The following is a 25,819-nucleotide window of genomic DNA, read 5'->3' as shown; positions in this document are numbered from 1 at the left end:
AAACCAGCTGGCGCGCATGGCGCGATTCGTTACACCGCGTCGTGAATCAATTGCGCGACCGACATTTACCGGCTTCGGTCGCATGACTACAGTGACTCGCAGGCAGCACCGATTGCCCCAACCCTTTTCCTGCAAGGAGCATGACATGACCGTCGAACAGAAGCTGGCCGAGCTCGGCCTCGCGTTACCCGAACCGCCGAACCCGCTCGGCAGCTATACGGCCGTCAGCGAAGCGGGCAACCTGCTGTTCGTGTCGGGACAACTGCCGCTCGTCGACGGCAAGGTCGCGTATACCGGCCGCGTCGGCGAACAGTTGAGCGTCGACGACGGCAAGCATGCCGCCCGGCTCGCGGCGCTGAACGTGCTCGCGCAGATCCGCCGGCACCTGGGCGGCTTCGAACGCCTGAGCAAGATCGTGCGCGTCGAGGGGCACGTCAGTTCGGCCGACGGTTTTTTCGGGCAGCCGGCCGTGATCGACGGCGCGTCGGACCTGTTCGCCGCCGTGCTGGGCGACAAGGCGGGACACGCGCGCTCGGCGTTCTCCCAGCGCCAGTTGCCGGCCGACGCGGCCGTGATCCTCGTCGTGATCGCCGCGATCGATCCGGCGTAATGCGGGTATCGTCCCGGAGGGCGGCAACCGGCCTTCCCTACGCTACACGGTCGTCGGCGACGCAGAGACGCCGCCTTTCCGAATCAGCACGTCGGGCGTCAGGCCGCTGCACCGTTCGACGCCCAGCATGGCCATGTTCCGGTCCACTTCGTCGCGCAGCAGCCCGATCGCGTGCATGACGCCGGCTTCACCGGCCACGGCCGCCGCGTAATTGAACGGCCGCCCGACGAACACCATGCGCGCGCCCATCGCGACCGCTTTCAGCACGTCCGACCCGCGCCGAAAGCCGCTGTCGATCATCACCGGATAGTCCGCGCCCAGCGCCCGAACCACGTCGGGCAGGATCCGCATCGGCGAGACCGCGCCGTCAAGCTGGCGGCCGCCGTGGTTCGACAGGATGATGCCGTCGGCGCCGGCGTCGCGGGCGATGACGGCATCGTCCACGCTGAGGATGCCCTTGATCACCAGCTCGCCCTTCCATTCCTGCCGGATCCGTTCCAGGTGGCCCCAGTCGAGATGGTCGCGGGCCGAGAAATCCCGCTGCACCGTGGACGACAGGATCGGCGCGCCGCGGGTGGCAAAGGAGTTCTCGAAATGCGGCATGCCGTGCGCGAGCAACGTCCGGGCGAAGGTGCCGGCGAGCCAGCGCGGGCGCACGATGCCGTCCCAGAACAGGCGCGGCCCGGGGCGCAGCGGCGTGGTGAAGCCGGTCCGCACGTTGTTTTCGCGATTGGCGGACACGGGGATGTCGACCGTGATTACGAGCGTCCGGTAGCCGGCACGCGCCACGCGTTCGAGCAGCGCGCCGATGCGGCCTGCGTCGCCGGGCAGGTATGCCTGGAACCAGGTTTCCGGCGCGGCGGCGGCGACTTCCTCCAGTGGAATGAGCGACGAGCCGCTCATGATCGATGCGATGCCCGCGCGCTGTGCGGCCCGCGCCAGCACGATATCGCCGCGATAGGCCGACAGCGCGTGGATCCCCATCGGTGCGATGCCGAAAGGCGACGCGTAGCGTCGTCCGAACAGCTCGACGCCCTGCTCCCGCTGCGACACGTTGCGCAGCACGCGCGTCGCAAACCCGTACTCGTCGAACACGGCACGATTGTCGTCGCGCGTGCGGTTGTCTTCCGCGGCGCCGCTGACGTAGCCGAAGATCGGGCGCGGCAGCGCGCGGCGTGCCGCGGCTTCGAAATCATGGAGGCACAGCATCTTTCGCAGCACGCGCGGCATGTGCGGCGTGCGCGTATCGGCCAGTGGGCGGCTTGTTCCGGAAACGGATGAGGCGGAAGGAGTCATGTCTGAAGCCTGTTTTCGAATCGATGGCGGAATTTTAGGTACGCGCGGCGTGCTTAAAAAGCGATAATCTTCCAATGAATTTGTTCGATAAAAGCGAAAGACAATGGCGACCCCGACTCTCAAGCAGCTCGACGCGTTCTACTGGGCGGCGACCTGCGCAAACTTCTCGACCGCTGCGCAACGGCTGCACCTGTCGGTGTCGTCGCTGTCCAAGCGCATCAACGAACTGGAACAGGTCGTCGAACGCACGCTGTTCGACCGGAGCGGCCACCGGGCCGTGCTGACCGACGACGGCGAGGCGCTGCTGCCGGCCGTGGTGCGGGTGCTCGAGTCCGTCGCAGCGCTGCAGGAATCGGTTGCCAGGGATGAAGGGTTGAGCGGCCGGCTGCGCTTCGGCGTCGGCGAACTGTCGGCGCTGACGTGGCTGCCGCGCTTCGTGGCGGCGGTCCAGAAGCAGCACCCGAAGCTGGCGCTGGAGCCGTATGTCGACGTGGGCGCGGCACTGGAGGAGAAAGTCGATGCCGGTGAACTGGATTTCGCGGTGATCGCCGGCCGGTCGTCGCGCAGCAGCGTGCTGTCGCAGCCGGTGGCGGAAGCGCGGTTCGCGTGGATGGCGGCCGAGGCGCTGGTCGGCCGCGAGCGCGTGCTGACGCCGGCGCTGCTCGCCAGCCACGCGCTGGTGCTGCTGCCGTCCGGTTCGGGCGTGACACGTATTCTCGACGACTGGCTGCTCGCGTGCGGCGTCAATCATGCGCGCAGGATCGAGTGCAACAACTGGAGTGCGGTGGCCGGCATGCTGGGCGAAGGCGTCGGCATCGGCTTCCTGCCGGTCGACTGGGCACGCGCGCGGCCGGGCGGCCATCTCGTGCAGCTGACGAGCGAGCCGCCGCTGGCGCCGCTTCAATATGCGTTCCAGTGGCGCCGCGGCGACGTGCGCGGGCTGATTCCGTCGATGCTGTCGCTGGTGCGGCATTACGCGGACTTCCGCTGAACTCGTGCTTGCCGCCCGGCGTCAGGCCCGGGCGATCGCGAAGATGCGTGCCGTCGTCACGCTTCGTCGATGCGCGAGACCTGCTTGGGATCGGGCATCCACAGGTAGCACAGCAGCGACACGAGCACGCACGCCGACACGTAGTAGAAGAACCACGCTTCGTGTCCGATGCTCTTCATCCACAGCGCGACGTATTCGGCCGTTCCACCGAACAGCGACACCGTGATCGCATACGGCAGCCCGACGCCCAGTGCGCGCACGCCGACCGGAAACAGTTCGGCCTTGGCCACGGCGCTGACCGACGAATACAGGCTGACGATCAGCAGCGCGGCGACGATCAGCGCCAGCGCGGCGCCGGTTGTCTGAACGCCGCGGAGCGCCTGGAAGATCGGCACGGTGCAGAGCGTGCCGAGTACGCCGAACGCGATCAGCAGCGGGCGACGCCCGACGCGATCGGACAGGCTGCCGAAGATCGGCTGCATCGCGACGAATGCCAACAGGCTGATCACGGAGACCATCGATGCGTCGGCCTTGCTCATCCCCGCGCTGTTGACGAGGAATTTCTGCATGTACGTCGTATAGGCATAAAACGCGACCGTGCCGCCGAGCGTCAGTCCGGCCACGATCAGGCACTCGCGTTTGTGGTGGAACAGGTCGGCGATCGACGCGTGGCGCCGCTTGCTGCGGCGGTGCTGCTCGAACGATGCCGTTTCCTGCATGTTGCTGCGCAGGAAGATCGCACTGCAGGCCAGCAGCGATCCGAGCAGGAACGGGATGCGCCATCCCCAGCTTTCGAGTTGCGCGGTGGTCAGGAAAAACTGCTGCAGCACGACCAGCACACCCATCGCGAGCAACTGGCCGAGCGACAGGGTCGCGAACAGGAAGCTCGAATAGAAGCCGCGCCGGGACTTGTCGGCCATCTCGCTCAGGTACGTTGCCGAACTCGCGTATTCGCCGCCGAGGCTCAGTCCTTGCAGCAGTCGCGCGAAGACCAGGAGCACCGGCGCGGCAAGGCCGATCGTGTCGTAACCGGGGGTCAGGCCGATGATCAGCGAGCCGACGCACATCGCCAGCACCGAGACGAGCAGCGCGGCCTTGCGTCCGTTGCGATCCGCGTACAGGCCGACGAGCCAGCCGCCGATCGGGCGCATGACGAAACCGACGGCGAAGATGGCCGCCGTGTTCAGCAACTGCACGGTCAGGTTGCCGTTGGGAAAGAACGCCTTCGCGAAATACAGCGAAAACGCGGAATACACGTACCAGTCGTAATACTCGATGAGGTTGCCTACCGATCCGCTGAAGATGGATCGAAGGTTCGCGAGGGTTCCGGTCGGCCGGGAATCCGTGGCCGTTGCAAGAGGGCTGACGCGCGACACGTAATGTCTCCGTTTCGATTGTGCTCGTGATCCGTGCAAGTGCCGGCCGTGGGCGGGCCGCTTGCGATCGGGTGCGGCAAGGTTAGAAGAGACGATGCATTGTAGAAAGCGAAATAATGACAAGGAACCTGTTCGCTTTATGGAAAGTCGGGGTGGCAACTCCCCGCTTCCGTGCCTGTTTCGGCGCCGTTCCGTGTTCCCCGGTTATCAGGGATCGATCGCAGGAAAGGCTTGCCCTGAAAGGCGCTCCGCGTTCCGGATACATTGAAATACAAAATATCGCATGCGATTTAATCGAATGCGCTTGACGTGAGTGGGCGACAAGACCAAACTGCGTCGCATGCGATCGAATCGCATCTGAGACAAACCTCAACTGACGGAGCAAATGATGAGCAAGATCGAACACGTGCTGTACACGGGCAAGACGCATACGACTTCCGGCGGCCGCGACGGCGCCGCACGCAGTTCCGACGGCCGCCTCGACATCCAGTTGTCGTCGCCGGGCAGCGCCGGCACCGGAACCAATCCCGAGCAACTGTTCGCGGCGGGCTGGTCGGCCTGCTTCATCGGCGCGATGCAGCTCGCGGCGCGTGCCGCGAAGGTGACGTTGCCGGCCGATCTCGCCGTCGACGCCGAAGTGGACCTCGGCACCGCCGGCAACGCGTACTTTCTGCAGGCCCGGCTGAACGTGAGCGTGCCGGGGCTCGATCGCGACGTCGCGCAGCGCATCGTCGATGCCGCACACCAGACCTGCCCGTATTCGAAGGCGACGCGCGGCAACATCGACGTCGACATCCGTATCGCCTGAACGTGCGTCGGGCGGCCCGGCGCCGCCTGACCGAATGCCCGGTTCCTTTTCTTTTTTTTCGAGGTGAATGATGAATACCCGATTGATCGCCGCCCTTCTCGTCGCTGTTTCGGCCACCGCCGCCGCACCGGCGTTCTCCAGCGAAGCCACCGTGACGCGTGCGCAGGTGCGCGCCGAACTCGCCCAGCTGCAACACGCCGGCTACCCGCTGAATCGCGCGACCGACGCAACCTATCCGGACGATCTCCAGGCCGCACTCACGCGGATCCAGGCGGGCGATGCGGTTGCCGGCAACGACCGGGCGTCCGGCTACGGCGGCAACGGCGATGCGGCCACGCAATCGGGCCGCCGCCATGCAGTCAGCGTGGCCGACCGCTCGGTGTATTTCGGACATTGAGCGTGCTGCGCCGTCCGTCGAAACGCGAACCCTGAATTCCTTCCATCCCCGTTCTGTCGAGGTAAATGATGAAAACCCAATTGATCGCCGCCCTTCTCGTCGCCGTGTCCGCCTCCGCCGCCGCACCGGCGTTCGCCGATGAAGCCGTCGTGTCCCGCGCGCAGGTGCGTGCCGAGCTCGTCCAGCTGGAACAGGCCGGTTATCGGCCGGGCCGCGCGAACGATCCGCACTATCCGGTCGACCTGCAGGCCGCGCTGACGCGCATTCACGCGAACGACGCCGTGGTGGCCGATGCGGCGACATCCGGTTACGGCAGCGAAACCGTCGCCGCGACGCAGTCGGGCCGCCGGCCCGCGACACGCGTCGCCGAACGCTCGATCTACTTCGGTCATTGAACGAATCCGCGTACGGCGCCGGATGCCGGCGCACGATGCGCAACCGCTGAATCCAATTATTTGTCGAGGTGAATGATGAAGACCCCACTGATCGCCGCCCTTCTTGTTGCCGTGTCGGCCGCCGTTGCCGCGCCGACGTACGCCAGCGAAAGCACCGTGACGCGTGCGCAGGTGCGTGCGGAACTGGCCGCGCTGCAAACGGCCGGCTACCTGCCGAACCGCCCCAACGACCCGAACTATCCGGACAATCTGCAGGCTGCGCTGCGCCGGGTTCACGACAACGATGCGGTCGCGGTCGGGCCGCAAGCGTCCGGTTACGGCGGCGACGCCGTCGGGGCGACGCAGTCGGGAAACCGCAGCGCGATTCGCATGGCGGAGCGGTCGATCTACTTCGGCCATTGAGCATGCGTCGCCGGAATCGTGACGCCTATCCGGGCGGCACGGTACGACGGGCGGGGAACGGGGGCGCGCGAGCACGGCGCGCTCCTCGTCGGCCTTCGGCGGAAAGCAGCGATGCAGGCTGACGTACATCCGTTACTTGTGTCGGCCCGGGATTCGATCGCGCGCGGCACCGATGCGGCCGCCGGTTCTCGCGATCAGCTGGCATGCAGGAAAAGACAGCAGCCGTGCCACGCCGAACAACACCCCATTCCCGAGCGTGTTCACGATGATGAACGCGCGTCTGCCGATGGCCTGGCGCCGCTCGAATCGAGTGACGGCGTATGGCGCAATCGGACAATATCGACGCCGTGCAGGATCGTTGCTTCCGCAACCGCATCCCGCCGCGGCGGAGCATCGGGCCATTGACGGCCGATTGCATCGACCCGGCGTCTGAAGCGGTACACGACGGCGGGCGGAAAGATCATCCACGCAATGCCGATCCGGACGGCGCGAATGCGCATCGCCTCCAAGTAGCGCGCCGGGATCCGGCAGCGCGGCACGCAGGTGAACTGGTCGAACACGCCATCCTCGGCGAGGTGGCGCGCGAACGCGCAGTGAACGATCGCGACGGCCTGTTCGGCCGGCATCGCGACAAGCGGCATCGCGTCGAGGTGACTGTCGGTACCGGAGGGCACGGGCTGGCGGCGATCCTGTCGTTTCCGGTCTGGGTGGAGCCGGCGCGCCGGTAACGCTGGCCCGGGCTTCGCAACACGTGCCGCGCATCCCCGCACCGTGCCGGTGACACGATCGATGTTGTGCGGCGCCCTGCCCGTCCGGTCCCGGTCTATGCTGTGCAACCGACACCTTCAATCGAGGAGCAGCCGATGTCCGATGCAACGACCGGAAACGCAACAGGCGCAACAGACAGTACGCACCCGCTCGACCATGTGGTGTGGAACGCGCTGACCGGCAGGCAGCGCCGCTTTGCGCTCGGCGACGGCCGTGCATGGCGGTTTCCGGCGGCCATCGCGCCGTTTGCCGCGATCGAGGATACCGGCGGGGCATCGTTCGACGCGTTGCGCGCACTGGTCGCCGCACACGGGCCGGCGGCACTCGTCATGCCCGACGAGATCGAATTGCCGGCGGGCTTGTCGGCGATCCGGCGCGCGACCCTGTTGCAAATGGTCTGGCGAGGGACGCCCGCCCCGGCACCTGAAGCGGGCCACGTCACGCTCGCGGAAGCCGACGTGCCGGACATGCTCGCGCTGACCACGGCCGCGCAGCCCGGCCCGTTCGGCCCGCGCACGTTCGAGCTCGGCCGCTACATCGGCATCCGCAACGAAGGCAGGCTGGCCGCGATGGCCGGCGAGCGGATGCAGGTCGACGGGTATACCGAGATCAGCGCCGTGTGCGTGGATGCCGCGTTCCGGCGGCAAGGGCTGGCGGCACGTCTGATCCGGTCGTTGATCGCGGCCATCGACGCGCGCGCGGAAACGCCTTTCCTGCACGTCCTCACGTCCAACCGGGTCGCGATCGAGCGCTATCTCGCACTGGGTTTTGTCGTGCGCCGCGAGATGCACCTGCTGGTGCTGGGCGACGGGCACGCATGACGACGCGGCCGGCACGATGCACGTGCCGGCCGCCGGTAGCCCGTGGGGTTATTCGTCGGTCGAGTGGATCAGGTTGCCGCGCAGCGTGACGATCGCCTTCTGCATCTTCGCGAATTCGTCCGGCTTCAGCCCGGTGGCCTCGACCAGGTTCATGTCGAGCCCCTTCTCGCGCACACGGCGCCCGCTCTTCGTCAGGCTGACGAGCACCTGGCGCTCGTCCGACGGATCGCGATGCCGCTCCAGGTAGCCCATTGCCTCGAGCTTCTTCAGGATCGGCGTCAGCGTATTGGATTCGAGGAACAGCTTCTCGCCGAGCTGGCCGACCGTCTGGTTGTCCTGCTCCCACAGCGCAATGATCGTGATGTATTGCGTGTACGTGAGGCCCAGCTCCTCGAGGATCGGCTTGTAGGCCTTGCCGAACGCGAGGTTCGTCGAGTAGATCGCGAAGCACAGGAACTCGGACAGCTTCGGCGCGGCGGTGGATGGTGCTTCGGTCGGTTTCATGAACGTCCTCCAGCGACGCGAACGGCCGCAGATGGACGCATTATATATCGCGTGCGATCTTATCGGAAGCATGATAAATCGGTCTCGATGAACCAACGGGCGCCGCGCGCCGTCAATCCGGCGTGCGGCGCTTGCCGGTCTGCACGCGGCTGGCCGACAGCAGCGTGCATTGCACCGGATGCGCGATTTCGGTCGCGACCCCGCCTGCCGCAAACAGCAGGATCATCAGCCAGCGTTTCATGCGTCCTCCACGACGGAAAGGCTCGCGCCGTCGGCGACCGTCGCGTCGAGCGCATACGGGTCGATACCGTCGAGGCAGCCGAGATTGACGCGCCAGCAGGCCGGGTCCTTGCGGGTCTGATGGAACGGATAGACGCCGCAATGGCTGCAGAAATAGTGGCGCGCCGTGTGTGTGTTGAAGCGGTAGCACGTCAGCGCGCCCTCGCCTTCGACGATCTTCAGTTCGCTCGCGGCGAACATCGGACTCATCAGCGCGCCGCGCCGGCGGCACAGGCTGCAGTTGCAGCGAACCGCCGGCGTCACGGCGGCCCGGACTTCGAATCTGACGGCCCCGCAATGGCAGGACCCTTTGAGCCAGGTGGCAGACATGGTGCACTCCAGAAGAGGTCATGCCTGCTTTATAGCGGACGCCCGAACCCGCGATGTATCGCGATGTATCCGCGGCTCGCGCAGATACAGGACGTTTCAAATCGGCGGCGGGCAATCGCGTTGCATGCTCCGATCGCCGGCATGCGCATGCGGCCCGCCGCGCGTGGAGCGCGGATCGTGCGATCAATCCAGCACGTGCTGCATCCGCTCGATCGCCGCCCGCGTCTCGCGTTCGAGCGCGGCGAACAGCTCGGCCGCCGGCAACTGCCGCACGAGCGGCGCCGCCTGCCCGGCCCACTGCGCGCCGTAGCCGAATTCGCCCTTTGCCTTCGCGGCTGCATGCAGCGCCTTGCCGGCGTCGTAGGCGATCGGGTACGCGGGCGTGGCCGGCGCCTGCGGGTCGTCGCCGAGCGTGGTCAGCCGGTTCGCGATGCCGCGCGCGATCCGGCCGGAGATCGCGGCCGTGAACGTCGTGCGCCGTGCGGCGTCGCTCAGCAGCGCGCGGCGATAACCGTCGTCGATCGATGTCTCCGGGCACGCGACGAACGCCGTGCCGAGCTGCGCGGCCTGCGCGCCGAGCGCGAGCGCGGCGGCGATGCCCTCGCCGTCCATGATGCCGCCGGCGGCGATCACCGGCAGCGCGCATTCGCGCACGATCTGGCGCGTGAGCGCGAACGTGCCGAGGCGGTCGTCATGGGCGGTCGAATCGAACACGCCACGGTGGCCGCCCGCTTCGATGCCCTGCGCGACGATCGCGTCGATGCCGGCGGCGGCGATCCGGTGCGCCTCGTCGAGATTCGTCGCGGCCGCGAACAGCGTGACGCCCGCGCGCTTCAGCGCGTCGATCACGTCCGCGGACGGCAGCCCGAAATGGAAGCTGACGACGGCCGGCTTCTCTTCGACGAGCAGCGCCTGCATCGCGTCGTCCGCGACGAAACTCGTATAGATCTCCGACAGCGATGCGGGCGGCGTCGCGCCGTATTCGCGGAACGCCGGCGCGAGCCAGTCGAGCCACGCGCGTTCGACGGCCGCGTCGGCGCGTGCCGGTTGGTGGCAGAACACGTTGATGTTGAACGGCCGGTCGGTGAGCGCGCGCGTGTCGCGGATCATCTTGCGGGCGCCGTCGGCGTTCGTCGCGCCCACGCCGAGCGAGCCGAGCCCGCCCGCATTCGACACGGCGGCCGCCAGCGCCGGCGTGCTGACGCCGGCCATCGGCGCCTGGACGATCGGTGTGCGCACGCCGAGCGTGCGCAACAGCGTCCGGTTGTCGGTCGATTGATTCATGTCGCTGGCCTCCTGCAAGATCCGCAATCGAAATGCTTCGACCGGATGCGGGCCGAAGCGCGTGGATCGGGTTCGGATCGGTGCGCATGGGTCGTGCCTCGCGCGCAGCCGGTCGCATGAAAGTTCTGTCGAAAAAGGCGCGCAGCCGTGCGGTGCGGTGTTTGCCGTCGCGGCGACGGTGTACGACATCGCGCGTTGCGCGGCGCGGCACCTGCTGCTGCGCCCATCCTACGCCCGCTCGTGACCCGCCGGCTATCGGCTATCGGCCGCGCGCCCAATGCGCGAGCCCCGCGCAAGCCGCCAGCAGCGCACCCGTCACGAAGAACACCGAATGCAGCCCGAGCGCGACGCCGATCTGCCCGCCGATCACCGGGCCGATCACCTGCCCGCTGAACTGGGCGGACTGCAGGTAACCGAGCATCTGCCCGGTCGCGCGCTCGTCGACCGATTGCCGCACGAGCTTGCCGATCGACGGCAGCAACCCCGCGAGGGTCATGCCCATCAGCGCGCGCAGCGCGGCGAGCTGCCACCAGTGCGTGACGAACGCCTGCGGCACCATCGCGAGCGCGGTCAGCAACAGGCAGCCGATGATCACGTTCCAGCTGCCGATCCGGTCGGCCAGCGCGCCGAGCCGGGCGGCGGTCAGCATGCTGCCGAGCGCCGAGCACGCCATCACGACGCCGGCGATACGCGCGAGATGATCGCTGCCGACGCCGAGGCCGCCGATATAGACGGTGATGATCGGCTCGATCGACATGTTCGCGAGCAGCACCATCATCGCCGTTACCAGCAGCGCGGCCACCGCCGCACGATCCGTGCCGCGCGACGTGCCGGCCGTCGCGCTCGCGGTGCGCGGTTTCGCGTCGGTGCCCGCGTGGAAATCCTCCTTCACGACGAAGATCGTCAGCAGCGCGGCGACGGCGATCATCGCGCCACCGGCGAAGAACGTGCCGCGAATGCCGAGCCAGCCCGGCAGCAGCCCGCCGACGAGCGGCCCGACCAGGTTGCCCGCGAGCGCGCCGGTCGACAGGATGCCGAGCGCCCAGCCCGCGCGTTCGCGCGGTGCCTGCGTGCCGACCATCACGGTCGATGCCGACGCGTAACCGCCGACGAGCCCCGCGAGCAGCCGCAGCACGACGAGTTCGACCACGTTGTGCGCGACGCCGATCAGCGACATCACGATCGCCATGCCGATCGCCGCGCGCACGAGCATCGGCTTGCGGCCGTAGCGGTCCGCGAGCCGGCCCCACAGCGGCGCGGTGACGGCCGTGCCGAGAAACGTCGCGCCGAACGCGACGCCCGACCACTGGATCACGGCCGACTGCGCGTCGACGCCGAGTTGCCGCACGTACAGCGGCAGGAACGGCAGCAGCATGCTCAGGCTGACGAGCGTCGTGAACGACCCGAACACGCAGACGGCGAGATTGCGCCGCCAGTAGCGCGCGTTGCGTTCGGCGTAGCCGGCGGCGGGCCGTTCGGCCCGTGCCGCGGCGGGGGCCTGCGAGATCGTGCTCATTGCGCCCTCGCCGTCGCGGTCGTCGGTGCGGCAAACCCTTGCGCGACGAAGTTCGCCGGCAACGGCAGGAAGGCGAAACGCGCCATGCCGATGCCGGACCCGGCGCGGCGCGCGCCGAACGCACCGGCGCGGGGCCGGCTGGAAAGCGCTCGATCCATGTTGACCTCCATTCGCTGAACGGGCGCCCTGCGCGTCCGTTGGTTGAAGGAAGTCTAGATTGAGCCGATTGCCGAGTGAATCGTCGTCACTCGAAAGCCATTCTTCCGCATCCCGGTTCAATCGCCGTCGGTGATGGCCGCCAGCCGCGCGAAGTGCTCGCGCAGGCGCGGCGCCGCGAAATCGACGAATGCACGCACCTTCGGTACGGAAAGTCGCCCGTAAGGCATGACGAGATGGATCGGCAACGGCGCGTGTTCGCTGTCGCGCAGCACGATCTGCAGCGTGCCGTCCCGCACCGGTTCGGCGACGTGATAGGAAAAGAGCCGCGTGACGCCGTGGCCGGCGACGGCCGACGCGACCGCGCCGCGGATCGTGTTGATGATGAAGCGCGGCGCGAACTGGACGACCTGCGGCAGCGCCGCCGGCGCGGACGGCGGGAAGCTCCACGAATCGAGGCCGAAATGCGTCATCGAGATGATCTGGTGCCGGGCGAGATCGGCCGGCGTCTCGATAGCCGGATGTCTGGCCAGGTAATCGGGCGACGCCACGACGACCCGCCGCACCGCGCCGACCGGAATCGCGACCAGCGTCGAATCGCTCAGGTGCGCGATCCGCAGCGCGACGTCCATGCCTTCGTCGATCAGGCTGACGGGACGGTCGAGCAACTGCAGGCGGATCGACACGGCGGGATGGCGTTCGATGAATTCGTCGAGCAGCGCGCGCAGCACGTCCTCGCCCGCGGCGACCGGCGCGGTGACGGTCAGCATGCCGCGCGGCGCCGAGCGTTCGTCGGCGACCAGCATGTCGGCTTCCTCGAGATCGGACAGGATGCGGCGGCACGCGGCGGCGTAGCGTTCGCCGGCTTCGCTGAGCCGGATCGTCCGGGTCGTGCGGTACAGCAGCGCGGTGCCTGTGTGCGCCTCGAGAAACGCGATCGCGCGGCTGACCGCCGCCGGCGACCGGCCGAGCTTGCGGCCCGCGCCCGCGAGGCTGCCTTCGTCCAGCGTGGCGACGAACACCTTCATCGCGTCGATTCGATCCATGGTTTGAGCGGGCCGGTTGCGAACGGCCGTGTAATGGGCGGCGGGCAAGCGAGCGAGCAGTCTACCGCACACCAGTGCGATGCCCGGCTCCGGGGACACTGCACTTGCCGCTTTGGCCCTACAATGCGCAGGCGCAGAAACCGCACGAACGGCCGTCAGGGTGCCGCGTTCATCGAACGCGGCGTCCGACATTCAAGCGGTACCGCTGAATAACGAACCACAACCAACCAGCACTCATGAAAAGAAGAACATTTCTCGCCCTGCCCGCCGTGGCCGCGTCCGGCATGCTTGCCGGCTGCTCCAATTTCGGCCCCGTCACCAAGGCGTGGATGAGCGATTCGAAATACGACGAAACCTTGTCGACGTTCCTGATTACCGCGGACGGCAAACAGCTCGTCGTACTCGGCAAGAAGTATCACTACATCTTCGAGATGCCGCCGAGCCTTGCGACGGTGCTCAACGCCCCCTATCGCCCCAAGATTCACACGGCGTTCAGCGATTTCGAGGCGCACGGCGACGCGATTACCGGTCAATACACGATGCGGCTGGACTACGCGGATGCGCCGACCGGCTCCGACGTGCGCGAGCGTGCGCTCGCGGACGGTTTCAAGAAGGACGGTGCCTATCTGGAGTCGGAAGGCAGGATCAGCGGCAAGCGCTATCTGCCGAACGATGTCACGTCTTCGTCGGTTCCGCAGGCGTTCAATCGTCCGTACGAGGTCACGGTGACGGACAAGCTGACGGCTGTCGGCCGCGGCGCGAAGCTGGCCTTGTCGCCGATCGCGATGGCGGCCGATGGCGCGTTGGGCCTGCTCGGCCTCGCGCTGTTTCCGATCGCGCTCACCACCTTCATCATCGTGGCGAGTTGAGGTGCGATCGGCGATGAAATCTCCTGTCCGAAACCTGTTCCGCATCGGCTGCGTGGCGGCCTGCCTCGCGTTCGCGCAACATGCCGCCGCCGAAAGCGACTGGGACGCCGCGCGCCATGTTCGTACCGACTGGGTGTTCGCGTCGATGAAGGAAAGCGACGTGCGGCCCACGCTCGATCGCGCGCTGAAGGACCAGGCGCGCTGGGCCGGCCTGCCCGGCAACGCACCGGATGCCGGTGCATTCAGCTGCACGAAGCTCGCGCTGCCGCCGCCGTCGGCCGAAGCGCAGGCCGCGTTCGACGCGGCGCCGTCGTCGCGCGGCCGCGAGGCCGACAAGGCCTACGCGAAGGCCGCATCGCTCGGTTCGTGGCGTGCGGCCGCGCGCCTCGCGAGCAGTTCGCTCGACGACGAGGATTGGGAAGGCGCGCAGCCGGCGATTGCTTGGCTGCTCGTTCATCACGTGCCGGCCGGCTACAACAAGCTCGCGGATGTCTTGCAGGCGATGTCGGGCTACGATGGCGAAACGCCCGGCGAAGGCATGAGCGGGATGATCGCGTCGCTGCGCTGGCGCGCGGCGCGCGAAGGCGATCCGGTCGCGCAGATGGAAATGGCCGACCTGTTCGAGAAGCTCGGCCAGCCCGATCTCGTCACCGCGTTGCGCGCGTGTGCGACGCAGCAGAATCCCGCGCTGAAATGATGCGAGCCGGTATGCCGCCATGACGGGCGGTGTACCGGCTCGCGCGGTGACATTTGTCGCGACGTTGCCGCATCAGATTTCGTACCGCACCGCGTGCGCTTCGGTGGGCAGCGGCGGATCCCAGCGCGGCAGCATCGCCTCGAGCGCGCGGTTCGTCAGCGACGTGTCGCGCCGCGCGTTGCGGCGCAACAGCTCCGCGCGCGGCCGCTCGAGATAGACGAGCGTCACGTCGGCGCCGTACGCGAACAGCAGGTCGAGCGTCTTCTTGCGCATCAGCGGCGACAGGTTCGTCGCGTTCCACACGAACGGCCGCTTCTCCCGCAACAGCGCTTTCGCGGCGTCGACCGCACGGTGCGCGACGGCGCCCTCGTTCTGGCCATGGCGCAGCCCCAATGCGTCGCGTGCATCGTCGAACGACACGACAGGCAGCTCCGGATGATGCTGCGCGACCCACGTGTTCTTGCCCGACGCGGGCAGGCCCGACATCACGACGACCCGCGAGCCCGGCGTGCGGAACAGCGGATAGTCGGGATGCACGTCCGCGCCGCGAAAGTAGCTGAGCGCGGTGTGCGCGTCGGCGAACGCGCGCGGCTGGCCATAACACCCCTCGTCCCGTGCCAGTTCGCGCAACAGTTCGATGTTGTCGAGCACGCGCTGCGTATCGCTGCAGATGCGCCCGCGCATATCGGCTTCGGCGAGCAGGCACAGCAGCGGCAGGCTCACCTGCCACGACAGTTCGCGCGCGATGAACTCGGGCGTGCCGCGGCGCGACCCGCTCATCGCGAAAAACGGCACCTGGTGCACGGCGATCATCCGGCAGATCGCCTCGCGCACCGCGAACGGCACGCCGGCATCCCACAGCGCGATACGCGCATCGATCGCCCCCTTGCGCGAGTGGCCGGGATGGCCGATCGCGCCGGTGACGGGATCGACGACCGTCGTGTGGTACTTCGCGATGTCGTGCAGTAGCGCGGCCAGGAACACGATTTCCTGGTCGGCGCGCGATGCGGCCTGATAAGCGGGCAACGCGAGCAGCGCATCGATCACCATCGTCGTATGCGTCCACACGTCGCCTTCGCCGTGATGCGCCGGCTCCTGCGGTGTCGTCTTCGCCTGTTCGAGCGCGGGAAACGCCGCGAGGCAGGCGCGATAGTCCGGCTGCCGTCCGGGCGCGGGCACGAGTGCCTGCAGTTGTTCGTACTTCATGATCAAGACTCCTCTCGAAACGGCGCACGGCCGTTCCGCATTCATGGGTGCGCGCGCGTCGCGGCGATCGATCGCCACGTGACCGTCGGGCGCGGCGCATACAGGTCGACGTCCGGCGCGAGCAGGTTCGGGATGAACGGTTGCTCCGAGTGATGGCGCGCCGATTCGAGAATCGCCTGCACGAAATCGTGGCGGACCCACTTCAGGCGCGCGGTCGTCGTGTCGTCCGTCTCGACCTTCACGTAGAGCCCTTCCGCGCAGGCCGACTTGTCGCACTGCTGCCATGCGCGCGCGAGGTCGAGCCCCTGCCGCCGCACCGTTTCCTCGAACGCGCGACGCCAGTTCGGCGTCTTCGCGAGCGACGGGCCGAGCAGGGCCTTCAGGTCGGCGAGCCGCGCCGGCGCGATGCCTTCGTACAGCACGGGCACCGACAGCACGGGCCCGTCGGCAAGCAGCGCACGACGCGCACACGTCGACAGGAAACGGCCCGTCGTGCGGTCGAACACGTCGAATTCGAAGAAGTGATGCGGCAGCGCGTCGTAGAACACCGCGTGCTTCTTGCTCATCGTCTCGCCGTACATCACGTAGCGATCGCCGAGGCGGTCGAGCAGCCAGCCTGCATGGGCGGCGGCCCACGTCTTCACGAAACCGAACTGCCGCTCGCGGCCGCCGCCGGCCAGATAGTGGCCGCGCGACTGCAGCAGCAGTTCGCCCGCCGGGCCGAAGCTGATGCCCGTGTTCGCGCCGTCGAGCTTTTCCTCGACGACGATGTGTGCGCCCGCGAGGGTGCGATAGGGAACGTGGTCACGACCTTCGTCGCCGTCCTGCAGGCGCGAGCCTTCGAGATGCGGCGTGCGCGGGTAGCGGGCGAGGTCGAGCGATTGCGCGTATGCGCGAAAATCCAGCGTCATGGTCTTTCTCCGGAAACAGGGGAAAAAGCCGACGACGTGAACGAACGGTCTGGTGTGCGTTGCGGTGTCAGTGCTTGTCCGGGCGCGTTCCTGCAGTCGACGTTCCGGCGCGGCGACGCAGGCGGAAACGGGCAGGACGACACGCGGCCGGGACGGCAGTCGTCGGCGTATCAGGCGAAGGGACGAATGTTTGCGGGCACTTGGATCACCGGTTCGATGAGGGTTCAGGGATGAAGCAGGCGGATGCTACGAAGCGGCTTTTGCACTGTCAAGCGCTGTCGGAACCCGCTGATGCGGCCGCCTGCATGTGTTGAAAACCTGCTGTGGCGTGCCGCACGCGCCGTCGGCACGCACATTGTCAGGATATCTATATGTGTGTTTTTCGCCACATCGGGCGACGATTCGATGGGCAGCGCCGTGCTGTCCGCTTGCTGCGCCCGCTGCGTGCATGCTAGAGTCGCCGCCATTCCGATCAACCCCTCACTCGCAAGGAGAAGAACATCATGACGTCACGCCAACGCTCCTCCCGTCGCGGGTCGTAGTCCGGGTTTTTCGCGTCCGTCCGTTTCATCGTTCACGCCACGCAGCAGCACACCGTATCGCCGTCACGGCGATGAGCCGGGTCGTTCCGATCCGGTCGTGCCGCCCTCTTCCCGACTTCCGATGTCGGGCAGCGCATTCGAGCGCTGCCTGCGCCATGGCCCGCCGTTCTACCTTTTCATCGAACGGAAACCTCCATGGGCAATTCCATGCAATACCTGGGCGAGCGCGTCACCTTGTGCGCTTGCGCCACCACCTGGATCGAAGGTGAGGCCATCCGGCAGCTCGAACACGCTGCCACCCTCCCCGGCATGCGGCGTGTCGCCGGCATGCCCGATCTTCACCCCGGACGCGGCTACCCGGTCGGCGCCGCGTTCTTTTCGACGGGCCGGCTGTACCCGGCGCTGATCGGCGGCGATATCGGCTGCGGAATGGCGCTGTGGCAAACCGCGCTCGATGCGCGGCGCGTCAGCGCGTCGAAGCTCGCGAGCCGGCTCGGCTCGATCGACGCCACGCCCGATGCAAGCTGGCAGCCGCTCATCGCGGCCGCCGGGTTCGCGGATCACGCGTTCGCGGCATCGCTCGGCACGATCGGCAGCGGCAATCATTTCGCGGAAGCGCAGCGGATCGACGCGGTGTACGACGCCGATGCCGTCCACGCACTCGGCCTCGATCACGAGCGCCTGCTGCTGCTCGTGCACAGCGGGTCGCGCGGTTTCGGCCAGTCGATCCTCGAACAGCACATGCGCGAGCACGGCTACAACGGGCTCGACGATACGGATGCCGCATGCACGGCATACCTTGCGCGCCACGACGCGGCGTTGCGCTACGCGATCGCGAATCGCGACCTGATCGCGCGGCGCATGCTGGCGCGCTGGCGCAGCGACGGCCGGTGCGTGCTCGACGTGAACCACAACCTGGTGAGCCGCGCGCGCGTCGACGGCGAGCCCGGCTGGCTGCATCGCAAAGGCGCGACGCCGGCCGATGCGGGGCCGGTCGTGATTCCCGGGTCGCGCGGCGACTACAGCTATCTCGTCGCCCCCGTGCGGCCCGACGATGCGGCCAGCCTCGCGTCGCTTGCACACGGCGCGGGCCGCAAGTGGGCGCGCGGCGATTGCAAGGGGCGTCTCGAACGGCGCGTCACGCCGTCGCAGCTCACGCGTACGCCACTCGGCAGCCACGTCGTCTGCGAAGACCGCGAACTGCTGTACGAGGAAGCGCCGCAGGCCTACAAGCCGATCGACAGCGTCGTCGACGCGCTCGAGGCGGCCGGCCTGCTGCGCAAGCTCGCGCGGCTCGCGCCGGTGCTGACCTACAAGACGTCCGGGGAGGCAGGCCGATGCTGATGCAGATTTCTTCCGCGCACGGGCCGCTGGAGTGCCAGCTCGCCGCGGCCAATGCGTTGCGGCGCCTGCAGGCGGAAGCCGATGCGCAGCGCGTCGTCGTCACGGTGCTCGATGTGCAGCCGGGTGAACGGCCCGGCACGCTGCGCTCGGCGCTGCTCGATCTCGACGGTGCCGGCGCGCAGGCGCTGGCGGACCGCTGGACGGGCACGCTGCAATGGATCTGCGCGAGCCCGTACCGGTTGCGCCATCCGCGCAAGAACTGGTTCATCGGTGTCACGCGCTGCGCCGACGCGCAGCCGCTGCCGGACGGCGACGTGCGATTCGAAGCGATGCGCGCACGCGGGCCGGGCGGCCAGCACGTGAACAAGACGAGCTCGGCGATTCGTGCGACCCATGTCGCGACCGGCCTGTCGGTGCGCGTGGAAAGCGAGCGCAGCCAGCACGCGAACAAGCGCCTCGCGCTGCAGTTGCTGCAGGTTCGACTGCAGCAGGAGGCCGACCGTCACGCGTCCGACGCGCGCCGGAAGCGGCGGATGCAGCACTTTGCGCTCGAGCGCGGCAACCCCGTGCGCGTGTTTCACGGGGCGGCGTTCGTGCCGGCCGACTGAGCACGAAGGCCCGACTGCCGGCGGTTGTTTCGCCGGCAGTCGCGCAACGGGCCTCATGGTTTTCCCGGCCAGCCGGTTGCGTGAGCGCGCCGGCGGTTCCGGTGCACGACCGCACGCCACGCAGGCTGCACGGGCCTCACGCACGGATGCCGGCTGCCGCGTGTTCCGCACCCTTTCTGCGCGGGAAAGGACGCTTGAAACATCCGCAATTATCACGTGCCGCGGATTTGCCCACCATGTGCCGGACGATCGGTACAGCCCGCCTGTCCGGCCCTTTCAACGGGCTTGCGGTGCCTGCCGCCACGTCGTGCGACCGGATGCATCGCGCCGGTCGCGAACGGCCGGGCTTCGCGCCACGGCGTACCGATAATCAGGAGACACGATGAACAGCCATTCCCTCGATCTCGGCGGCGACGCGGGCGAACCCGCGCCCGCACGACCTGCGGCCGCCGCCGGCACGGGCGCCGCCGCGTCGGCCCTCCCCGCCCGCCGCGTCACGCTCGGCGATTTCATGGACGACCTGCCGGTCGGTGCATTGCACCGGTTCGTCGTCTGGGTGATCGGCATCGGGCTGTTTTTCGACATGTACGAGATCTTCCTCGTCAGCACGATCGGTTCCGCGTTGCAGAACGAATACGGGCTGAGCCGGCAGAGCACCGATTTCAAGCTGCTGCTGGCATCGGCGTTCATCGGCATGTTCGTCGGCGCGATGTGCCTCGGCAGCCTCGCCGACCGCATCGGCCGGCGCAAGGCCTTCCTGCTGACGCTCACGTGGTACAGCGCGTTCTCGCTGGTCGGCGCGTTTTCCGTGAACGCCGACATGCTCGTCGCGTGCCGGTTCCTGACCGGCATCGGCGTCGGCGCGATCTATCCGGTTGCCGACAGCTTCCTGTCCGAGATCCTGCCGAAGGAAAAGCGCGGGCGGCTTGCCGCATGGGCCTATACGACTTCCTATGTCGCGGTGCCGCTCGTCGGTTTCCTCGCGCTGTGGCTGAATCCGCTGCACGTGGGCGGCGTGGCCGGCTGGCGCATCATCCTCGCGATCGGCAGCCTCGGCGCGGCGTACGTGCTGTTCGTCCAGCACCGGCTGCCGGAAAGCCCGCGCTGGCTGCTCGCGCAGGGCCGCACCGCCGATGCGTACGCGGCATTGCGGCGCTTCGCGGAGGGCACCGGCGTGCGCGTGCCCGAGCAATTCGCGGAACCGGTCGAGCCCCAACGGCCGCTCGGGCTCGGCGAGCGTATCGCGCTGCTGCGGCGCGAACCGTACGGCGCGCGCTACCTGATGCTCGCGATCTTTCATCTGTTCCAGGGTTTCGGTTATTACGGCTTCGGCACGCTGGCCGGCACGGTCGTGAAAAGCCGCGGCTTCGACGTGACGGACAGTACGCTGTTCATCGCGCTGTCGTTCATCGGCTATCCGGTCGGCTCGCTGCTGTCGATTCCGCTGCTCAACTGGATCGAGCGCCGCACGCTCGTGATTGCGTCGATCCTGTCGATCGCGGCGTTCGGGCTGTGTTTCGCGTACTCGGGCCAAACCGTGCTGATCGTCGGCTTCGGGTTCCTGACGACCTGCGCGTCGAACGTGTTCAGCAACGCGTATCACGTGTACCAGGCGGAGATCTTTCCGGCGCGCGTGCGTTCGACGGCGATCGGCAGTACCTATGCGCTGTCGCGCATCGTCAGCGGTGCGCTGCCGTTCGTGTTGCTGCCGGTGCTCGGCGGTTACGGCGCGGGCGCGATGTTTGGCGTGATCTCGGTTGCGCTCGGCATTGTCGCCGTCACGCTGCGCGTGTTCGGGCCGCTGACGACGCGGCGCAGCCAGGACGAGATCAATCCGGTTTGAGCGCGTGTCGATGCGGGGCGCGGGAACGCGTTCACGCGTCGTTCCTGATGCTTCGCCGATGGCCGGGGTATCGGTCGCCCGGCGGCCCACGGCAGGCGGTCGTGTTCTCCGCATACGGTTACGGTCACGTAACGCTCGTATGCGTCGACCGCTGGCACGCGAAATCCGAAGCGAGATGCCCGGCGATCGATGGTTCTGCCCTTCACTGCGCGCCGTCTCGGCAAGCGCCCTGCGATGCCATGTCCGCTCGGGAAACGACGACCGTGAATTCGATCCCGGATTCAAAATCCAGTGTCGTGGTCGAGAAGCGCGGATCGTCATCGAGATAGTGCTTGTACGGTCGAACGACGTCCTCGGCCGTGTACATGTTGTCGGCCAGGACGATCGACCCCGGGCGCAGCAGGTGCTCGATCTGCGTGAACAACTTCAGGTAGGCGTCGGCCCAGACGTCGATGAATACCATGTCGAAGTGGCCGTCCAGTTCGGCAACGGTCTCGAATACGTCGCCTTCACGGATGTCGACATGGGCATCCAGGCCCGCCGTGCCGACGTGATCGCGCAAACGGGCGCACTTGAGCGGGTCACGTTCGGTCGCGATGACCACGCCACGGCCCAACGTGCGCAGTGCGTCGGCGAAATACAGCGTGGACACGCCGCATGAGCTGCCGAGTTCGAGGATTCGGGCCGGCCATTGCGAGAGCACCATGTTGCGCAAGAATCCACCCGTTTCCGGCGACACGGCCAACGATAGCCGGCTGCCTTCCGGGGAGTCGAAGTCGTCGGTGAACAGCCCGAACGTTTCGAGAAACCGCCCCCGCAGACGGGGGGCGATCGCTTCGTATTCCTCTGCCAACGACAGAAGCTCCTCGTTCGATCCCGGGAACTGCGCGCGGGCGCGGGCAATGATTTCGATCCGGCTCTCTTCGTGGAGCCGTCGCAGAAGAACGGCGGTGGATGAAGCCATGTGTGTTCCTTGACGAGATTGATCACGTCGACGATGTATCCGGCCGCGCCTCTTGCGCCAGGGTTTCGGCGCGGCCGCTCGATATCGGCGACACGCGGAGGTTGTCATGCGATTCGGGCGAGCGTGATGGCGCGCTCGGGGCACGCGGTCACACATAGTCCGCATGACCGGCACGCATGCGCGTTCGGCGTGTAGGCGACTTTCATGCCGTGCACGCGCAGCTTCAGGCGATGCATCAGGCCGAGGCCGACGTAATCGGCCGGGTCGATGCGTCTGACCTCGAACACGTTTTCAGGGCAAACCGCGACGCAATCCGCTTTGCCTTCGCAACGCTTCAGATCGACGACCGGCGCGATCACGCCCGGTTGCTGTTTGCAGTCGCCCGTGGATTTTTCGCGCACGTTCACGCTCCCGTGGGCCGGTCGCCGCCGGAGCGCCACGCGTTGCGGAAATGCTCGCGTTCCTCGGGCGTCATCGATTCCCACTTGCGCCAGTGGCGCCGGCCGCGCCAGCCGTGGTGTCCGCGGAAGCCGCCGAACAGGATGCGGCTCAACACGAGCAGGCCCAGCGCCCGGGCGAAATCGATCGTGCGGGCACCGACGAACAGCGCCGGCATCACCCAGTTCCACAACATCATGACGACCCATCCGAGCACGCCTATGGCGATCAAGACGAGCACCGCCTTGCCCGCGCATCTGATTCGAAAATTCATTTGTCGACTCCTCTAGGTATTGTCCAGTTCGTCATGAATGAGCTGCAGTCGTGCACGCAGATGCAAGACCGCATAGCGTTTGCGCGCGAGCAGCGTATTGAGCGCAACGCCGCTTTGCGTGGCCATCTCCTTGAAGGAACGGCCCTCCAGTTCGTGCGCGATAAACACCTCGCGCTGATTCGCCGGCAGCTCGTCGAGCGCATCCTGCAAGGCTTCGAGCAGGAGCGTGCGCGCGTAGACGGCTTCGGGGCCGGCATCGTGCGCCGGCAGCACGAGATCCAGCCGGTACTCGCTGTCCGCGTCGTCGTCGGCCTCGGACAGATCGGTCAGCGGCTGCTCCTTCTTCTTGCGAAAGCGGTCGACGATACGGTTGCGCGCCGCGCGGAACAGCCACGCGCTCGCCTGTTCGATGGGCGCCGGAAGCCGGTAAGCCTGGACGAACTCGTGAAACACGTCCTGAAGGATGTCCTCGGCATCGTCCGGGTCGCGAATCCGACGCCGGATGAAGCTCACCAGCCTCGTTCGTTCACGCATCACTATCGCGGTGATGTCGCGGTCTGGGTCGGTCATGTGCGTGAAGTGGGTGGCGATTCCATGCACCTGAAGACGTTTCAGGCGCGGGAATATTGTGGTGAGTGCGAAAAATGATTGCTCAACGGGGCGGCTTCAACGGAGAGATCGGTTACACCGCCCGTCCGGCGGGCAGCAATTGGTCCGGCCCGACGGTCATCGCCGACACGAGCGGGAACGGCGTAACGATAGTGCAAGGATCGAACCCGCGACGACAAGGCGAAGCATGCGCTTCGCGGCGGCGAAGTGTGCAGGCGGCAGGCACGGGCGTTGCCGAGGCGAGACAGGAACGCGCGTGCCCTGCTCGCGACTGTCGGCTGCATCCGGGCGGTACTACTCGCCGGCTGTTCGCAGTCGTCCGCCGGTCGGTCCGGCGCGGCTGCTACGAATGGCTTCCCGCAACGGCATCGGCTTCCCGCGACGGCGAGCCAAACGCGCCCCGACGATCGCCCTTCCCCTAAGCCGCACCGCGACAACTCCCGCCGGCTCGCAGGCCGGCCTCAACGCGCCGACATGAAATCGAACAGCTTCGCGATATCGGTCGTCAGCACGGTTCCGGCCTTCACGCCGACCCACAGCGTGCGCGTCGCCCACGCATCGTCGAGCTTCACGACCCCGAGCCGCGCCGCGCGCTCGCCGGTCACCGCGTCGCGCGGCAGGATGCCGATCCCGAGCCCCGCCTCGATCATCCGGCTCACGCCGTCGAAATTCGATACCTGGATCCGCAGCTTCAGCGAACGCTCGACCGCGAACGCGGCGTCGGTCATGCGCGCGAGCAGCGAACTGCCGTCGCTGAGCCCGACGTAGTCCTCGTCGAGCGTGTCCGCGAAGCGGATGCTGTCGCGCGCGGCGAACCGGTGCGTGCGCGGCACGAGCAGCACGAGTTCGTCGCGGCGGTACAGCCTTCGTTCGATACCGGGGGCCGGCACGTTGTCGGCGAACACGCCGAGATCGGCCTTGCCGGACGCGAGCGCGTCGACGATCTCGTGGCTCAAGCGCTCCTCGAGGCTGACCTTGATACCTGGATTGTCGGTGAGGAACGCCGCGAGATCGGCGGGCAGGAACTGGACGATCGCGGACGTGTTGGTCCACACATGGATGTGGCCACGCACGCCGGCGACGTAGTCGCTCATCTCGTGCGCCATCCGGTTGACCTGCTCGATCACCTTCGCCGCATGGTCGAGCAGCGCGCGGCCCGCGGGCGTCAGCTCGACACCGCGCGCATGCCGGACGAACAGCGCGCTGCCCGTCACGCTTTCGAGCTCGGCGATGCGCTTGCTGACCGCGGACAGCGTGAGCTGGCCATGCTCGGCCGCTTTCGTCAGGCTGCCGTGCTCGGCGACGAGCGCGAACACGCGCAGCGATTGCAGATCGAAATGAAGCGGGTTCACCATGTCGTGGGTCCTGGGGAGGCCAGGCCGGCGCTTGCCGTCAGCGCGGCGGCCTGACGCCGATCATACGCCCGGCCGCCCCCTCGCGACACGGTGCACGACGACGCAAAACGGCGCCTAGCGCGGCGCGATCGACTGCAACGCGGCGAGCATCGCACCGTCCGGCTTCGCGAGATCGTCGAGCACGTCGAAGTGCCGCATGCCGGGGAGCCCGACGTGGACGATCCGTTCGTCCGCCGCTTCGCAAGCCGTCGCATAGTCGCGTGCCTGCCGGACGAGTTCGGGCAGCTCGGCATCGCCGACCGCCACGACCGTCGGTGCGCCGGGCCCGACATGGCGCAACGGGCTGTACGCGTCCACTTCGCGCGCGCTGAGCTGCAGCTTGTCGTTCAGGACGCACAGCGAGATCGGTTCGAGATCGACGAGCGGGCTGATCGCGAGCGCCGACACGACGGCCGGATGCGCGCGGTACACGGCCGTCAGGTGGCCGCCCGCCGAATGGCCGCCCAGGTGGATCGGCCGCCCGGCGGTACCGATTGCGTCGGGGTCGTTCGCCAGGTAGTCGAGCAGCGCACCGATCTCGCCGACGATGCCGGTCATCGTCGCGACCGGCGCCAGCGTGTATTCGGCGAGTATCACGTCGAAACCGCGTGCGAGCGGCCCGCTCGCCGCGTACGCAAAATCCTCTTTTGCGCAGTGCTGCCAGTAGCCGCCGTGAATGAACACGAACAGCGGCGCATCGGGCCGACCGCACGACAGCCAGTCGAATCGCTGCGCGGGCTGCGCACCGTAACGCAGGTCGCGCCGGCCGCGCGTCGTGTCGTAGAGCGCCGCACTGCGCGCCTGCATCGACGCCAGCAGCGCCGGGAAATCGGGTACCACCTTCGTGTTCAGATAGGCGGCGTCGAGTGCCGCGCGGTCCATGCCGCGATAGAGGATCGTCATCGGAATCGTTCGGGTCGGATTGCGGAAGCGCGGACGCAGGCGTCGCGTCCGGTGCGAAGGCGGCTTCTCAGTCGCCGAAGCACGCATTATCCGCAGCGCGGCACGGGCCGGCTATCCGGAATCGGCGAGCGCGGAAACCGGCTGTCCGTTTTCGGCGGCAGATCGACGCGGCAGGAGGCCGCACCGGTACGATCCGGGCCGCATGCGCGATGGCACGAGATGCCCGACGGTGCGCCGG

General features: G+C 67.5%; 30 protein-coding genes and 1 pseudogene. 13 read left to right on the top strand and 18 right to left on the bottom strand.

What is annotated here, in order from left to right; all coding sequences use genetic code 11:
• Positions 1-145: 145 nt before the first annotated feature.
• The gene (locus tag DPV79_RS20145; RefSeq protein ID WP_113046312.1) at positions 146-610 is read left to right on the top strand and encodes a RidA family protein; all 465 of its coding nucleotides are present in this window, start codon (positions 146-148) and stop codon (positions 608-610) included.
• A 42-nt stretch (positions 611-652) separates the two neighbouring features.
• Here the strand turns inward: DPV79_RS20145 and DPV79_RS20140 are convergent, their stop codons facing one another.
• A complete protein-coding gene (locus DPV79_RS20140; RefSeq protein ID WP_113046311.1) occupies positions 653-1,906 on the bottom strand; it encodes an alpha-hydroxy acid oxidase in 1,254 nt (417 codons plus the stop codon).
• Positions 1,907-2,009: 103 nt separating this feature from the next.
• Here DPV79_RS20140 and DPV79_RS20135 point away from each other — a divergent pair, with 103 nt between their 5' ends.
• The gene (locus DPV79_RS20135; RefSeq protein ID WP_027787364.1) at positions 2,010-2,897 is read left to right on the top strand and encodes a LysR family transcriptional regulator; all 888 of its coding nucleotides are present in this window, start codon (positions 2,010-2,012) and stop codon (positions 2,895-2,897) included.
• 56 nt (positions 2,898-2,953) lie between these two features.
• Here the strand turns inward: DPV79_RS20135 and DPV79_RS20130 are convergent, their stop codons facing one another.
• Positions 2,954-4,273, bottom strand: coding sequence for an MFS transporter (locus DPV79_RS20130; RefSeq protein WP_027787365.1), 1,320 nt, complete (start codon positions 4,271-4,273; stop codon positions 2,954-2,956).
• Between the two features lie 388 nt (positions 4,274-4,661).
• On the opposite strand from DPV79_RS20130, the gene DPV79_RS20125 reads away from it, so the two are divergent.
• The 4 genes from DPV79_RS20125 to DPV79_RS20110 all read left to right on the top strand — a co-directional run bounded on the left by DPV79_RS20125 (position 4,662) and on the right by DPV79_RS20110 (position 6,275).
• The gene (locus DPV79_RS20125) at positions 4,662-5,081 is read left to right on the top strand and encodes an organic hydroperoxide resistance protein (protein WP_042975135.1); all 420 of its coding nucleotides are present in this window, start codon (positions 4,662-4,664) and stop codon (positions 5,079-5,081) included.
• Between the two features lie 70 nt (positions 5,082-5,151).
• Positions 5,152-5,478 (top strand): DUF4148 domain-containing protein, encoded by a 327-nt coding sequence (locus DPV79_RS20120; protein WP_113046354.1) that lies wholly within the window; start codon positions 5,152-5,154, stop codon positions 5,476-5,478.
• A 68-nt stretch (positions 5,479-5,546) separates the two neighbouring features.
• A complete protein-coding gene (locus DPV79_RS20115; RefSeq protein ID WP_059682827.1) occupies positions 5,547-5,873 on the top strand; it encodes a DUF4148 domain-containing protein in 327 nt (108 codons plus the stop codon).
• A 72-nt stretch (positions 5,874-5,945) separates the two neighbouring features.
• A complete protein-coding gene (locus DPV79_RS20110; protein WP_113046310.1) occupies positions 5,946-6,275 on the top strand; it encodes a DUF4148 domain-containing protein in 330 nt (109 codons plus the stop codon).
• 260 nt (positions 6,276-6,535) lie between these two features.
• Here DPV79_RS20110 and DPV79_RS43760 read toward each other — a convergent pair.
• A pseudogene (locus tag DPV79_RS43760) lies at positions 6,536-6,925 on the bottom strand (phospholipid methyltransferase); the annotation flags it as partial.
• Between the two features lie 213 nt (positions 6,926-7,138).
• Between DPV79_RS43760 and DPV79_RS20100 the strand changes: the two are divergent.
• Positions 7,139-7,864: a GNAT family N-acetyltransferase gene (locus DPV79_RS20100; RefSeq protein WP_113046309.1), complete on the top strand. Its 726-nt coding sequence runs from the start codon at positions 7,139-7,141 to the stop codon at positions 7,862-7,864.
• Positions 7,865-7,912: 48 nt separating this feature from the next.
• Here DPV79_RS20100 and DPV79_RS20095 read toward each other — a convergent pair whose 3' ends face one another.
• The 4 genes from DPV79_RS20095 to DPV79_RS20085 form a co-directional block, all read right to left on the bottom strand.
• The gene (locus DPV79_RS20095) at positions 7,913-8,368 is read right to left on the bottom strand and encodes a MarR family winged helix-turn-helix transcriptional regulator (RefSeq protein ID WP_113046308.1); all 456 of its coding nucleotides are present in this window, start codon (positions 8,366-8,368) and stop codon (positions 7,913-7,915) included.
• Positions 8,369-8,480: 112 nt separating this feature from the next.
• On the bottom strand, positions 8,481-8,609 hold the full coding sequence (locus DPV79_RS43655) for a hypothetical protein (RefSeq protein ID WP_021159600.1): 129 nt from the start codon (positions 8,607-8,609) through the stop codon (positions 8,481-8,483).
• Entirely contained in the window at positions 8,606-8,977 is a 372-nt protein-coding gene (locus DPV79_RS20090) for a GFA family protein (protein ID WP_048022703.1), read from the bottom strand. Before DPV79_RS20090 ends, DPV79_RS43655 begins: the two co-directional genes overlap by 4 nt.
• 183 nt (positions 8,978-9,160) lie before the next feature.
• The gene (locus tag DPV79_RS20085) at positions 9,161-10,261 is read right to left on the bottom strand and encodes an NAD(P)H-dependent flavin oxidoreductase (protein ID WP_113046307.1); all 1,101 of its coding nucleotides are present in this window, start codon (positions 10,259-10,261) and stop codon (positions 9,161-9,163) included.
• Between DPV79_RS20085 and DPV79_RS20080 the strand changes: the two genes are divergently transcribed.
• Positions 10,260-10,505 carry a hypothetical protein gene (locus DPV79_RS20080; protein WP_133295690.1) on the top strand — a complete coding sequence of 82 codons (246 nt, stop codon included), beginning with the start codon at positions 10,260-10,262 and terminating at the stop codon, positions 10,503-10,505. The two genes, DPV79_RS20085 and DPV79_RS20080, sit on opposite strands and share 2 nt — an antisense overlap.
• A 15-nt stretch (positions 10,506-10,520) precedes the next feature.
• On the opposite strand, the gene DPV79_RS20075 is transcribed toward DPV79_RS20080, so the two are convergent.
• The 3 genes from DPV79_RS20075 to DPV79_RS20070 all read right to left on the bottom strand — a co-directional run bounded on the left by DPV79_RS20075 (position 10,521) and on the right by DPV79_RS20070 (position 12,979).
• A complete protein-coding gene (locus DPV79_RS20075) occupies positions 10,521-11,777 on the bottom strand; it encodes an MFS transporter (protein WP_113046305.1) in 1,257 nt (418 codons plus the stop codon).
• Complete coding sequence (locus DPV79_RS42705) at positions 11,774-11,947, bottom strand: hypothetical protein (protein ID WP_165843537.1); 174 nt, start codon at positions 11,945-11,947, stop codon at positions 11,774-11,776. Before DPV79_RS42705 ends, DPV79_RS20075 begins: the two co-directional genes overlap by 4 nt.
• A 105-nt stretch (positions 11,948-12,052) precedes the next feature.
• Positions 12,053-12,979, bottom strand: coding sequence for a LysR family transcriptional regulator (locus DPV79_RS20070; RefSeq protein ID WP_113046304.1), 927 nt, complete (start codon positions 12,977-12,979; stop codon positions 12,053-12,055).
• A gap of 236 nt (positions 12,980-13,215) precedes the next feature.
• On the opposite strand from DPV79_RS20070, the gene DPV79_RS20065 reads away from it, so the two are divergent.
• Positions 13,216-13,848: a hypothetical protein gene (locus DPV79_RS20065; RefSeq protein ID WP_027787377.1), complete on the top strand. Its 633-nt coding sequence runs from the start codon at positions 13,216-13,218 to the stop codon at positions 13,846-13,848.
• 13 nt (positions 13,849-13,861) lie between these two features.
• Entirely contained in the window at positions 13,862-14,545 is a 684-nt protein-coding gene (locus DPV79_RS20060) for a hypothetical protein (RefSeq protein WP_113046353.1), read from the top strand.
• Positions 14,546-14,617: 72 nt separating this feature from the next.
• On the opposite strand, the gene DPV79_RS20055 is transcribed toward DPV79_RS20060, so the two are convergent.
• Both DPV79_RS20055 and DPV79_RS20050 read right to left on the bottom strand, forming a co-directional pair.
• A complete protein-coding gene (locus DPV79_RS20055; RefSeq protein WP_113046303.1) occupies positions 14,618-15,751 on the bottom strand; it encodes an AAA family ATPase in 1,134 nt (377 codons plus the stop codon).
• Positions 15,752-15,792: 41 nt separating this feature from the next.
• Positions 15,793-16,662 (bottom strand): RNA ligase family protein, encoded by an 870-nt coding sequence (locus DPV79_RS20050; protein ID WP_113046302.1) that lies wholly within the window; start codon positions 16,660-16,662, stop codon positions 15,793-15,795.
• A gap of 737 nt (positions 16,663-17,399) precedes the next feature.
• Between DPV79_RS20050 and DPV79_RS20040 the strand changes: the two genes are divergently transcribed.
• From DPV79_RS20040 to DPV79_RS20025, 3 genes are all read left to right on the top strand, one after another.
• Positions 17,400-18,548, top strand: a complete 1,149-nt coding sequence (locus DPV79_RS20040; RefSeq protein WP_113046300.1) for an RNA ligase RtcB family protein — start codon at positions 17,400-17,402, stop codon at positions 18,546-18,548.
• Positions 18,542-19,156 (top strand): peptide chain release factor H, encoded by a 615-nt coding sequence (gene prfH / locus DPV79_RS20035; protein WP_113046299.1) that lies wholly within the window; start codon positions 18,542-18,544, stop codon positions 19,154-19,156. The genes DPV79_RS20040 and prfH overlap by 7 nt, the downstream gene beginning before the upstream one ends.
• Positions 19,157-19,538: 382 nt before the next feature.
• Complete coding sequence (locus tag DPV79_RS20025; RefSeq protein ID WP_113046298.1) at positions 19,539-20,999, top strand: MFS transporter; 1,461 nt, start codon at positions 19,539-19,541, stop codon at positions 20,997-20,999.
• Between the two features lie 202 nt (positions 21,000-21,201).
• On the opposite strand, the gene DPV79_RS20020 is transcribed toward DPV79_RS20025, so the two are convergent.
• From DPV79_RS20020 to DPV79_RS19995, 6 genes are all read right to left on the bottom strand, one after another.
• Positions 21,202-21,963, bottom strand: a complete 762-nt coding sequence (locus DPV79_RS20020) for an O-methyltransferase (RefSeq protein WP_113046297.1) — start codon at positions 21,961-21,963, stop codon at positions 21,202-21,204.
• Between the two features lie 104 nt (positions 21,964-22,067).
• Complete coding sequence (locus DPV79_RS20015; protein ID WP_059488551.1) at positions 22,068-22,364, bottom strand: 4Fe-4S dicluster domain-containing protein; 297 nt, start codon at positions 22,362-22,364, stop codon at positions 22,068-22,070.
• A gap of 2 nt (positions 22,365-22,366) precedes the next feature.
• Positions 22,367-22,675: a hypothetical protein gene (locus DPV79_RS20010; RefSeq protein WP_021159616.1), complete on the bottom strand. Its 309-nt coding sequence runs from the start codon at positions 22,673-22,675 to the stop codon at positions 22,367-22,369.
• A 12-nt stretch (positions 22,676-22,687) separates the two neighbouring features.
• Entirely contained in the window at positions 22,688-23,245 is a 558-nt protein-coding gene (locus tag DPV79_RS20005; protein WP_113046296.1) for an RNA polymerase sigma factor, read from the bottom strand.
• A 500-nt stretch (positions 23,246-23,745) separates the two neighbouring features.
• Positions 23,746-24,639, bottom strand: a complete 894-nt coding sequence (locus tag DPV79_RS20000) for a LysR family transcriptional regulator (protein ID WP_021159618.1) — start codon at positions 24,637-24,639, stop codon at positions 23,746-23,748.
• 114 nt (positions 24,640-24,753) lie between these two features.
• The gene (locus DPV79_RS19995) at positions 24,754-25,581 is read right to left on the bottom strand and encodes an alpha/beta hydrolase (protein ID WP_113046295.1); all 828 of its coding nucleotides are present in this window, start codon (positions 25,579-25,581) and stop codon (positions 24,754-24,756) included.
• Positions 25,582-25,819 lie beyond the last annotated feature (238 nt).

The organism is Burkholderia reimsis, from assembly GCF_003294055.1.
Lineage (GTDB): Bacteria > Pseudomonadota > Gammaproteobacteria > Burkholderiales > Burkholderiaceae > Burkholderia > Burkholderia cepacia.
Note: the sequence above shows the minus strand (reverse complement) of the source record. Positions and strands in the feature narration are given on the sequence as shown.